General features: G+C 59.6%; 11 protein-coding genes. 6 read left to right on the forward strand and 5 right to left on the reverse strand.

The features are described from left to right. Positions 1–190 precede the first annotated feature (190 nt). Together rssB and rssC are read left to right on the forward strand one after the other, a co-directional pair. Positions 191–1,372, forward strand: a complete 1,182-nt coding sequence (rssB, locus tag M1B35_RS22030; RefSeq protein WP_268263054.1) for a two-component system response regulator RssB — start codon at positions 191–193, stop codon at positions 1,370–1,372. Beyond that, complete coding sequence (rssC, locus tag M1B35_RS22035; RefSeq protein WP_068587814.1) at positions 1,372–1,854, forward strand: anti-sigma factor antagonist RssC; 483 nt, start codon at positions 1,372–1,374, stop codon at positions 1,852–1,854. The genes rssB and rssC overlap by 1 nt, the downstream gene beginning before the upstream one ends. An 89-nt stretch (positions 1,855–1,943) precedes the next feature. Here the strand turns inward: rssC and tal are convergent, their stop codons facing one another. Then, complete coding sequence (tal, locus tag M1B35_RS22040; RefSeq protein WP_123330742.1) at positions 1,944–2,870, reverse strand: transaldolase; 927 nt, start codon at positions 2,868–2,870, stop codon at positions 1,944–1,946. A 190-nt stretch (positions 2,871–3,060) separates the two neighbouring features. Further along, complete coding sequence (gene dusA / locus M1B35_RS22045) at positions 3,061–4,080, reverse strand: tRNA dihydrouridine(20/20a) synthase DusA (RefSeq protein ID WP_123330744.1); 1,020 nt, start codon at positions 4,078–4,080, stop codon at positions 3,061–3,063. Positions 4,081–4,413: 333 nt separating this feature from the next. Between dusA and M1B35_RS22050 the strand changes: the two genes are divergently transcribed. Both M1B35_RS22050 and pseI read left to right on the forward strand, forming a co-directional pair. Continuing rightward, positions 4,414–5,076, forward strand: a complete 663-nt coding sequence (locus M1B35_RS22050; RefSeq protein ID WP_268263055.1) for a hypothetical protein — start codon at positions 4,414–4,416, stop codon at positions 5,074–5,076. Between the two features lie 164 nt (positions 5,077–5,240). Beyond that, positions 5,241–6,299 (forward strand): pseudaminic acid synthase, encoded by a 1,059-nt coding sequence (gene pseI, locus M1B35_RS22055; RefSeq protein WP_268263056.1) that lies wholly within the window; start codon positions 5,241–5,243, stop codon positions 6,297–6,299. Positions 6,300–6,328: 29 nt separating this feature from the next. On the opposite strand, the gene M1B35_RS22060 is transcribed toward pseI, so the two are convergent. Together M1B35_RS22060 and M1B35_RS22065 are read right to left on the reverse strand one after the other, a co-directional pair. Then, the gene (locus M1B35_RS22060; protein WP_268263057.1) at positions 6,329–6,748 is read right to left on the reverse strand and encodes a hypothetical protein; all 420 of its coding nucleotides are present in this window, start codon (positions 6,746–6,748) and stop codon (positions 6,329–6,331) included. Between the two features lie 113 nt (positions 6,749–6,861). Continuing rightward, positions 6,862–7,503 (reverse strand): FMN-dependent NADH-azoreductase, encoded by a 642-nt coding sequence (locus M1B35_RS22065; protein WP_123330753.1) that lies wholly within the window; start codon positions 7,501–7,503, stop codon positions 6,862–6,864. Positions 7,504–7,600: 97 nt separating this feature from the next. Between M1B35_RS22065 and M1B35_RS22070 the strand changes: the two genes are divergently transcribed. Both M1B35_RS22070 and M1B35_RS22075 read left to right on the forward strand, forming a co-directional pair. Next, a complete protein-coding gene (locus M1B35_RS22070; RefSeq protein WP_123330755.1) occupies positions 7,601–8,461 on the forward strand; it encodes a LysR family transcriptional regulator in 861 nt (286 codons plus the stop codon). A gap of 160 nt (positions 8,462–8,621) precedes the next feature. Next, on the forward strand, positions 8,622–10,193 hold the full coding sequence (locus M1B35_RS22075) for a sensor domain-containing diguanylate cyclase (RefSeq protein ID WP_268263058.1): 1,572 nt from the start codon (positions 8,622–8,624) through the stop codon (positions 10,191–10,193). A 3-nt stretch (positions 10,194–10,196) separates the two neighbouring features. On the opposite strand, the gene M1B35_RS22080 is transcribed toward M1B35_RS22075, so the two are convergent. Continuing rightward, on the reverse strand, positions 10,197–10,710 hold a 514-nt coding region (locus tag M1B35_RS22080), incomplete at its 5' end, for a GNAT family N-acetyltransferase (protein ID WP_268263059.1).

A 10,710-nucleotide genomic window follows, 5' to 3' on the forward strand; every position in this document is an offset into this window, starting at 1 on the left:
GCATGAGCTTGAAACGCCCCGCGGATGGGAGTACCGTCTGCGCCTTAGAAGGGCACCTCTGAAGGGCGAACAACGCAGGGCGCAAGCGTCCTGGTTACAACTCCAGAGTGGCTAGAAAGCGAATCCAGTAGTGTGTGCCGGCGCAAGCCCAGCCACCTACGCCAACCTAATTCTGGCGCCGTTTGCCCACATGCAAAAAACCAGTGCCACGCTGCTGATAATCGATGACGACGAAGTAGTGCGCGCGAGTCTCGCGGCCTATTTGGAAGACAGTGGCTTCAGCGTTCTGCAGGCCGCTAACGGCCAGCAGGGTCTTCAGGTATTCGAGCGCGAACATCCCGACTTGGTAATCTGCGATCTGCGCATGCCGCAGATGGGCGGCCTTGAGCTGATCCGCCAGGTGACCGAGCTGTCGGCGCAAACACCGGTGATTGTGGTTTCGGGCGCCGGCGTGATGAACGACGCGGTCGAAGCGCTGCGCCTGGGCGCGGCGGACTACCTGATCAAGCCCCTGGAAGATCTGGCAGTGCTCGAGCATTCGGTGCGTCGGGCCCTGGATCGTGCGCGCCTGCTTCTGGAAAATCAGCGTTATCGGGAAAAGCTCGAAGCCGCCAACCGCGAGCTCGAGGCCAGCCTCAATCTGCTGCAGGAAGACCAGAACGCCGGGCGCCAGGTGCAGATGAACATGCTGCCGGTCAGCCCCTGGTCGATCGACGAGTTCGATTTCGCGCACCAAATCATTCCGTCCCTGTATCTATCAGGGGACTTTGTCGATTATTTCCGTGTCGACGAACGGCGGGTGGCGTTTTACCTGGCGGACGTTTCCGGGCATGGCGCCTCATCGGCCTTTGTCACGGTGCTGCTGAAGTTCATGACCACACGCTTACTCTTTGAGTCCAAGCGCAATGGCACCCTGCCTGAATTCAAGCCCTCGGAAGTCCTTGGTCATATCAACCGGGGCCTCATCAGCTGTAAGCTGGGCAAACACGTCACAATGGTCGGTGGAGTCATCGACGAGGAGACCGGTTTGTTGACCTATAGCATTGGCGGACACCTGCCATTGCCTGTGTTGTACACACCCGAGAGCGTGCGTTATCTGGAAGGCCGTGGTTTGCCGGTGGGGCTGTTCAGCGAAGCCACCTACGAAGATCACATTCTGGAGTTGCCTCCGGCGTTCAGCTTGACGCTGATGTCTGATGGCATTCTGGACCTTTTGCCAGAACCCACACTCAAAGAGAAAGAAGCCGCCTTACCTGAACGGGTAAGAACGGCAGGCGGCAGCCTGGATGGCCTGCGGCAGGTTTTTGGATTGGCCACGCTAGGGGAGATGCCGGATGATATCGCCCTGTTGGTGTTGAGCAGGAATCTTTAATGAGTACCGGTAGAATCCAATTCGCCGAGCAGGATGGCACCTTCGTCCTGAAGTTTGTCGGTGAAGTGCGCCTGACCCTATGTTCGGCGTTGGATGCGACTATTGAGCGGATTTTCACAGCGCTGAACTTCTCGGCCATCGTGATCGATCTGACCGAAACCCGCAGCATCGACAGCACCACCCTCGGGTTGCTGGCGAAGTTGTCGATCCTTTCGCGGCAGAAGGTCGGACTGTTGCCGACGGTGGTCACCACCCACGAAGACATCACCCGTCTCTTGCAGTCCATGGGTTTCGATCAGGTGTTCAACATCGTTGACCGCCCGATCCCTTGCCCTGAATGCCTGACCGATCTGCCTTCCCAGGATCAGTCGGAAGAAGTGGTGCGCATCAAGGTGCTGGAGGCTCACAAGATCCTCATGGGCTTGAATGACTCCAATCGCGAGGCGTTCCACGATCTGGTGAACGCCCTGGAGCGTCACTGATCCGCTAAAGCGTCTAGGCACAAAAAAGGGCGAACCTGATAAGGGTTCGCCCTTTTTGCGTTGGCTGCGAATCGATCAGCGTCAGTTGATCAGAGCTTGGCCGTCAGCAAGGCTTCGAGTTTTTCCTGGTCGCGGGCGAACTGACGGATGCCTTCAGCCAGTTTTTCGGTGGCCATGGCATCCTCGTTGGAGGCCCAGCGGAACTGCGATTCGTTCAGGCTTTGACGCGCTTCGCCAGCATGACCCGGAGCCAGTTTGCGCTCCAGCTTGCCGGTGTCGGCGGCCAGTTTCTCGATCAGGTCCGGGCTGATGGTCAGGCGATCACAGCCGGCCAGTTGCTCGATCTGGTTGAGGTTACGGAAGCTGGCGCCCATGACCACGGTTTTGTAGTCATTGGCCTTGTAGTAGTTGTAGATGCGGGTGACCGACTGCACGCCCGGATCATCGGAGCCGGTGTAGTCAGTGCCGTTGGCTTTCTTGTACCAGTCGTAGATGCGGCCCACGAATGGCGAAATCAGGAACACCCCGGCTTCGGCGCAGGCAATGGCCTGGGCGAAGGAAAACAGCAGGGTCAGGTTGGTCTGGATGCCTTCGCGCTCGAGCTTCTCGGCGGCGCGGATGCCTTCCCAGGTGGAGGCGATCTTGATCAGCACGCGATCACGGCCAATACCGGCCTTGTCATACAACTCGATCAGGCGATGGGCGCGCTTGAGCATGGCCTCGCTGTCGAACGACAGGCGTGCATCCACTTCAGTGGAAATGCGCCCGGGAATCACTTTGAGGATTTCTTGGCCGACCGCGACACCAAAACGATCGCTGGCCAGGCCGACATCGCCTTTGCAGTCGTTGACGCTGGCGTTCAACAGCTCGGCATACGCCGGAATGGCGGCGGCTTTGAGCAGCAATGAGGGGTTGGTGGTGGCATCCACCGGCTTGACCCGAGCGATGGCTTCAAAATCGCCGGTATCGGCGACCACGGTGGTGATTTTCTTGAGTTGTTCCAGCTTGGAAGTCATGAGGGTGCTCTGTCCTTTGGGTCGGTTGACATTACCCGAGCGCTGGCAAGCGCTCAAGGGCGCGGAAGGCTGTCGACGGCCCCGGAGGCCACTCCCTGAAAACAGGTGTTTGAATGCCAGGGCGCTGTGCAGGCAATGGTGCAGATAACTACGATGCCAAAAGACCTTTCAGGTTCAACCCGCCTGACGGTTAACGCCCCTCCAGCAGTTGCCCGGCCTGATCCAGCAGCGCCAGCGGATCCTTGGCTTTATGAATATCCACCGACAACAACTGGCGAAACTTGCGCGCGCCCGGGAAGCCCGTGCCCAGCCCCAGCACGTGCCGGGTGATGTGGTGCATGGCGCCGCCGCTGGCCAGGTGCTCGGCGATGTACGGACGCAGCGCGGCCAGGGTTTCGGCCCGGGAAATCACCGGCGCGCTGCTGCCGAACAGTTGTTGATCCACCTCGGCCAGCAGGTAAGGGTTGTGATACGCCTCGCGACCGAGCATCACCCCGTCGAACGTCTGCAGATGCTCGTGGCAGGCCTCCAGGGTCTTGATTCCGCCATTGAGGATGATCTCCAACCCCGGGAAATCCGCCTTCAACTGCGCCGCCACGTCATAGCGCAGGGGCGGAATGTCGCGGTTTTCTTTCGGCGACAGTCCCTCCAGAATGGCGATCCGTGCATGCACGGTAAAACTGGTGCAGCCGGCGTCACGCACCTGGCCCACGAAGTCGCACAACTCGGCATAACTGTCGCGGCCATTGATACCGATCCGGTGCTTCACCGTGACCGGGATCGTCACCGCATCGCGCATCGCCTTCACACAGTCGGCCACCAGCGCCGGATGGGCCATCAGGCACGCACCGATCATATTGTTCTGCACCCGGTCACTGGGGCAGCCGACATTAAGGTTGACCTCGTCGTAACCGTGCTCCTGCGCCATACGCGCACACGCCGCCAAATCCACCGGCGTACTACCGCCCAACTGCAACGCCAACGGATGCTCGGACTGATGGTGACGCAGGAAACGCTCGTGATCGCCATTGAGCAGTGCGCCGGTGGTGACCATCTCGGTGTACAGCAACGCGTGCTTGGACAGCAGACGCAGGAAGAAGCGGCAGTGACGGTCAGTCCAGTCCATCATCGGCGCCACGCTGAAGCGGCGGGATGGCTCTGGACGGGTATGGTTAGTGTTTGCGGGCGCTTCAGGTTTTTCGGAGTTCATTGATACTGGTCTTTTATACGGCGGTTTTTACCCATGTTCCTTTTTTCCTGCAGTCGATTGCTGAAAGTGCAGCAATCGAATTCGGCTCTGCAGCCGTTGGAAATGGGCTCGATCACATCACGTAAGCGCGTGAACAGCTCGACGGCTTGCACGGTGTGAATACGGATCGATCAGGAAGGCGGGCAGTTTATCAGGAAAGCCAAGCGTTCGACCGCAAGCCGGTGGGGCAGGTCCGTCAAGGCCGTGACACGGCTTCAGGATTGAAAGAGGCTTTTTGAATGTGATGCTGATAGCATCCGGCCACTAATTTCGCATGACATAGGGACGTGGCTGATGAATAAGAAGAACATCTTGGGGTTAGTGCTGGGCCTGGGAATGCTGGGTGCTGCGTCGAGTGCATCGGCGAGTGACAACCTCTTCAAGTCCTATGCCTATGAATCTCCTATTTCTGCTTACACGAAAGCCAAGGGGTATTTCGATTGCTCTGAAGACGTTGGAGGCACTGCGTTGTGCCTGGAAGATGTCGACTTCCTGGAGCATAAATTTACCGCTGCTCTGATCTTCTCCAACTCGAAATTGATCATGGTATCGCTGCTGAGCCCATTCGATCAAAACCTGTACGCCACGTCGATTGGCTCTATCAGTAAGACCTTTACGCTGTCTGCTCTGGCCGACGGGAAGTCGCAGTTGGACTTGATCCAGTTGGCTGGCAAGTCTTCAAGTCGTGAAGAGTTTACCTCTCAGTTTGCGAACTATGAGTCGGCTGCACTAACCACCGGCGAGATTGTTTATACCTTCTTCGAAGGTGTTGATAAGAGCAAAAAGTACTCCAGTATTGTCGGTCTTTTGCAAGGCTCTCCAGATAACATTCGTGCGGCCGAGGTGGTGCTGACGGGGCAGGGGGCTGAATCCAGTTTGATCATTCGCTTCAGCTTGCCCAAGCTGGAAGCCAACAAGGTCAGCGCGGCCGCCAAAAAGCCTGTTGAGTCTTTCTGAGGCAAAGCCTCTATAAACACCGCGCCACGCGTTATTCTGTCGACCTTGGCGTTTCGCTGGCCCGCTATCCACGTGTTCCGCGAGATGTGATTGTGTTCGAGTGTCTTCGCTAGACGCGCCTTGCCCCATCGAAGGCGGTGTTTTTTCCGTGGTTTGGGAATCTGATGAATAAATCTATACGCATTGACGGGGTCGAGATTGGCCCGGGTTGTCCTCCTTATGTCATCGCCGAGATGTCTGCCAACCATAACGGTGATTATGAGGCAGCGTTGCGGATTATCGATGAGGCCAAGAAGGCCGGGGCCAGCGCGCTGAAGATCCAGACGTATCGGGCGGACACCATCACCCTGAAGTCGGACTTGCCGGACTTCCAGATCACTGAGGGATTGTGGGCCGGCAAGACGCTCTACGATCTGTATGAGTGGGCGCATACGCCTTGGGAGTGGCACGCGGGGTTGTTCGAGCATGCGCGGCGGCGGGAAATCACGCTGTTCAGCTCGCCTTTCGATCACACCGCGGTGGATTTTCTTGAGGACCTGAACGCGCCGGCCTACAAGATCGCCTCCTTTGAGGCGGTGGACCTTCCGCTGATTGCCTACGCCGCCAGTACGGGCAAACCCTTGATCATTTCCACCGGCATGGCCAATGCCGAGGAGATCGCCGAGGCTGTTGATGCTGCTCGGGGCGCGGGGTGCAAGGCGTTGGCGATCCTGCATTGTGTCAGTGGCTACCCGGCACCGGCGGAAGACTACAACCTGCGCACCATCCCGGACATGTTGCAGCGCTTCGGCCTGATAACGGGTCTGTCGGATCACACTCTGGACAACGCGACCTCCATCGCCAGCATCGCTCTGGGAGGTTCGATCATCGAGAAGCACTTCACCCTGGATCGCTCCAGAGGCGGGCCGGATGACAGTTTCTCTCTGGAGGCGCCCGAGCTTTCGGCCTTGTGCCGCGATGCGTTTACCGTCTGGAAGGCCCTGGGGCGGGCCAGCTATGAGCGCCAGCCCAGTGAGTTGGGCAATTTGAAGTTCCGCAGGTCGCTGTATTTCGTCAAGGACATCGAGCCCGGGGCAGTGATTGGCGCCGACGCGGTCAGAAGTGTTCGTCCCGGCTTCGGTCTGCCGCCCAAAGAGCTGGAGCGGGTATTGGGGGCCGTGGCCACACGGCGTATTTCAGCCCATTCGCCGGTGACCGAAGACGCCTTTGTAAAGCCACAGTAAGTGGCGAAGTGTCGCCCGCCCCGACGGCGCTAGAAGCGGTAGGTGTTCTGGATGTGCTGGCCGCCCAGGGCTAGCGCAGAGTCGATCAAGCGTTGGTTGCTGGGGTTGACGTTGAGGCTGAATGACCCCGCTCTTCGGGACTTGATGGCCGGCAGCGGGCTGTGGGTGCTGATCAGTTGCTGCAACACGCGTTGTTCCAGTTCCTGTGCTTCGTCGATGACGAATACCCCGATCTCATTGTTCTCGGTGATGTACGCCGAGCCCAGGCTTTGTCCATCCTGTTCGATGATGTACCAGACCCGATAGGGCTTTGAGCGATAGAACTCCACGTGCTGTGCGTAATCAGGAACCGCGGCGTGGCTGATGGAGAACTGTTCGGTTCTTTTTTTCAGCAGTTGATACAGGTCCTGGCAGGCCGATTCATCGGCATAGGCATCTATGAGTTTCACGTGGCGAGCTCTTCAAGGGGCGGGGCGAAGAGGATTATGCCACAGGCCTCCTGCCCATTCGGACGTGGCACCAGCGCCTCAAGGGCGGCGCCTGGCGTCCGGGCGACTTGGCTTCAAGTGAACAGGCGATCCGCCAGGTCTTGTGCTTGTTGGCCGGCTGCCTGGCGTGCCAGGTGATCCACCTCTTCGCCCAGGATGGTCTTCTCCACGATCAGCGAATGCACCTGCTTCACCCCGATAAAGTCCAACCAGGCCTCCACATAAGGCTTCTGGAAGTCGAAGCGCTGCGCCGGGGTCGCGGACTGGGCGGAAAAATCCAGGCCGCGAGCGTAGACCACCACGGCGGTTTTGTTCTTCAGCAGCCCTTGCAGGCCACGCTCGGGGTCGAAACTGAAGAGCAGGTCTTTCTGCGACACCAGGTCGATAAAGTGCTTGAGTTTGTAGGGAATGCTGAAATTCCACAGCGGCACCGACAGCAGTATCAGATCTGCTTGATGCAAGGGCGCCGCGAGGGCTTCCAGGGTGTTCCAGGCTGTTTGTTGAGACGGGCTCAATGGCACGCCGCCAAGGCCTGCGTACTTGGCGTTGAGGGTGTCGTCGTCAAGCTCCGGCAACTGCGTGTCCCAAAGGTCCAGAGTGCTGGTCTCGACTTGGGCCAGGTGCGTGCGGCAGCCCGCCAGAAAGCGTTGGGCGATTTCCAGCGAGGCGGAACGCTGCTTGCGGGGCGAACATTGGATGTGCAGTAGGCGGGTCATGGCGGTCGCTCGTTTGGCTGAAAGGAGCCGCATTGCAACATAGGTTTTTAAGGAATATAAATCGTGATTTTTCGAATGATTAATCACGAGTTGAAATATGTTCGACCCTGTATTGCTCAAGACCTTTGTGGCGGTGGTGGATGAAGAGGGCTTCAGTCGGGCGGCGGAGAAACTCCACCTGACCCAGTCTGCGGTCAGTGGTCATTTGCGCCGTCTGGAAGAGCAAGTGGGCAAGCCTTTGCTGCTGCGCACCACCCGTTCCCAGCAACTGACCCTGGATGGCCAGCGGCTGCTGGCGTATGCGCGAGCCATCCTAGTGCTGAATCGCGATGCCTGGGCCGAGTTGACTCGTTCGGCGTTTCACGGGCGCTTGGCGATCGGCATCAGTGAGGACTTCGCCGAGCCGCGGCTGCTGCGCGAACTGCAGGAGTTTGCGGCGTTGTACCCCGGCATGTTGATTGATATTCAAGTGAACATTCCCGGCACGCTTCTCGACCAGCTCAAGCAGGGCGCCTTGCACGTGGTGGTGGGTTCGTTGTGCGACAGCAGCGAGCCGGGGCTGTTGTTGTGGCAAGAGCCCCTGGTCTGGGCCTGGGCGGCGCAACCTCTGGTGCGCTTGCCCACGCCCTTGCCGTTGGCGCTGTTTCCTGAGCCTTGCCCTTACCGCGAGGCGGCGCTGGTCCGGCTGGCCCAGGCGGGGGTTGCCCAGCGCACCGCGATGCTCTGCACCAGCACCGTGGCGTTGCGGGCGGCGGCCTTGTCCGGTTTTGCCGTGGCGCCCATGGCGGCCAGTCAATTGACCCCGGGGCTGATGGCGCTTGGCGCAGAACAGGGTTTGCCGGCGTTGCCCGATGCAGTGTTTCGCTTGTTCAGTGGCGCAGAGGCCGACCCCGAGATTGTCGCGGCGCTGTCGCAGGTTATCCGTGAATTCTGTGCAGGTCGTCGAACTCGGGTTTAGGCATTGATCGAGCCGGCCGATAACAGAAGAGCGAGGGGAGGGCGATCCAGGCCAAGGCTTCGCGTAGCGTGATTTGCCCGGCAGAAGACGTTGGGCTAGTCTCGAAAACCATCAGGGGATTTGGGCTGCGGCTCATGCCTTGCCCTTCAGGATGTCGCTTTTGCCTATTCCCATTCACGATCCTCAGCAGGCGCCTGGCGGTACCCTCAAGCGCCTGCCGCTGCTCAAGGCGGCGGTGACTTTTATCGCCATGGTGTGCCTGTGCCTGTGCGGTCTCTTGTACCTCCAGTTGGAGCAGTCGCGGCGCCATGACCTGGAGCAGGCGGAGGTGATCTCCATCAACCTCACCCGCGCCATGGCGCAACAGGCCGAAGATACGTTCATGGAAGCTGACCTGGTGCTGATCAGCCTGGCCGAATGGATCCAGGCCGACGGCTACGGTCCTCGGCAACAGCCACGGCTGCGGCAGACGTTTGTGCGGCGGGTGCAAACCCTGCAACAGCTCAGCGGTATGTTCCTCTTCGACAAGCATGGCCAGTGGGTGATCAGCTCGTTCGACCAACTGCCGCGCGGCGAGGGTGTGGCGGACCGCGAATACTTCAGGTTCCATCAGCAAAACGCCTCGCTGCAAGCGCACATCGGCCCGGCGATCCGCAGTCGGGCCGACAACGAGTGGATCATTCCCATTTCCCGACGCCTGGATGACCAGGACGGGAATTTCCAGGGTGTGCTGCTCGCCGGAATCAAGCTGAAGTACTTCGATGAGTTCTTCAAAAGCTTCAATATCGATGAGCAAGGGGCCATGTTCCTGGCGTTGTCCGATGGCACTCTATTGGCCCGGCGCCCGTTTGAAGAGCGGCAGATCGGCGCTTCACTGGCCCGTGGGGAAATCTTCCGTACCTACCTGCCCAACGCGCTGTCGGGTAACGCCATGATTCCTTCTGTGGTGGATGGGGTTATGCGTTTGTACGGTTATCGGCAATTGCAGGCCTACCCGCTGGTGGTGGCGGCGGCCAACTCCAGGGAGGCGATTCTCAAGGGGTGGTACGCCACGGCCTATCAGTCCTGCGCCATTGTCGCCCTGGTGGTGCTGGGCATTGGCTTGTTTGGCTGGGTGTTCGTGCATCAGGTCAAGAACGGTGAGCGCATCGAGGCTGACCTGCGGGAGGCGCAGGAGGCGCTCGAAGTCATCGCCACCCATGACAGCCTGACTGGGCTGGCCAATCGGCGTTTGTTCGAGCGGGCGCTGGAGATCGAGTTCAGCCGCGGGGCACGGCAGCAGAGCCCGTTGAGCCTGATTATGCTCGATATCGATTTCTTCAAAAGCTACAACGACACCTATGGCCATGTGGCAGGGGACCACTGTTTGAGTGAGGTCGCCAGCGCCCTTAAGAACGGCTGCCAGCGCAAAGCCGACCTGGCGGTGCGTTATGGGGGCGAGGAGTTCGCGGTGTTGCTGCCCGACACCGATGCTCAAGGTGCCCTGGCCATGGCCGAGCAGATTCGCTTGAGCGTCCTGGACAAACACATCACCCACTCCGGCTCACCTTCGGGCAGCCTGACTGTGAGCCTGGGTTGCTACACCTTCGTGCCCAGTGGCCGCGACAGCATCGAGGTGTTCATCCAGCGCGCGGATGCGGCGCTGTATCGGGCCAAGCACACCGGCCGCAACCGCGTGGCGACCTTGTCCGCGGAGAGCAATGTCATGCCGCTGGTGCGCTCGGATCGCTAAACTCTACGGCGCCGGGTCGTAGCCCGCGAGTTTGTGCTCCAGGGCCTGGCGCACCTCATCCCACTCATCGTCGATGATGCTGAAGCGCACCGAGTTGCGCTTGCGGCCGTCGGGCATGATCCGCTCGTGGCGCACGATGCCTTCCTGCTGGGCCCCCAGGCGCAGAATCGCCGCCCGGGAGGTGTGATTGATTTCATCGGTGGTGAATTGCACGCGTACGCAGCCGAGTTCTTCGAAGGCGTAGCGCAGCATCAGGTACTTGGCTTCGGTGTTGACGAAGGTTTTTTGCCAGCGCCGGGCGATCCAGGTGCTGCCGATCTCCAGCTTGCGATGTTGGCGGTCGATCTTCCAGAAACGCGTGCATCCAATCACCTGCTGATTGGCCTTGAGCACCGTGACAAAAGGCAGCACGGTGCCGGCGTCACGGCCCGCCAGGGCCACGTCCAGATAGTGCTGCACGGTGCTGGGCGACGGCACCACGGTGAACGGCAGCTTCCATAACTCACCGTCTTGCGCG

Source organism: Pseudomonas morbosilactucae, from assembly GCF_023241665.1.
Lineage (GTDB): Bacteria > Pseudomonadota > Gammaproteobacteria > Pseudomonadales > Pseudomonadaceae > Aquipseudomonas > Aquipseudomonas morbosilactucae.

Bases quoted from the DNA above. Each gene is read 5' to 3' on its own strand.
- M1B35_RS22065 (WP_123330753.1), bottom strand. From the start codon at position 7,503: ATGACCCGCCTACTGCACATCCAATGTTCGCCCCGCAAGCAGCGTTCC.
- pseI (WP_268263056.1), top strand. From the start codon at position 5,241: ATGAATAAATCTATACGCATTGACGGGGTCGAGATTGGCCCGGGTTGT.
- tal (WP_123330742.1), bottom strand. From the start codon at position 2,870: ATGACTTCCAAGCTGGAACAACTCAAGAAAATCACCACCGTGGTCGCC.
- rssB (WP_268263054.1), top strand. From the start codon at position 191: ATGCAAAAAACCAGTGCCACGCTGCTGATAATCGATGACGACGAAGTA.
- rssC (WP_068587814.1), top strand. From the start codon at position 1,372: ATGAGTACCGGTAGAATCCAATTCGCCGAGCAGGATGGCACCTTCGTC.
- M1B35_RS22050 (WP_268263055.1), top strand. From the start codon at position 4,414: ATGAATAAGAAGAACATCTTGGGGTTAGTGCTGGGCCTGGGAATGCTG.
- M1B35_RS22070 (WP_123330755.1), top strand. From the start codon at position 7,601: ATGTTCGACCCTGTATTGCTCAAGACCTTTGTGGCGGTGGTGGATGAA.
- dusA (WP_123330744.1), bottom strand. From the start codon at position 4,080: ATGAACTCCGAAAAACCTGAAGCGCCCGCAAACACTAACCATACCCGT.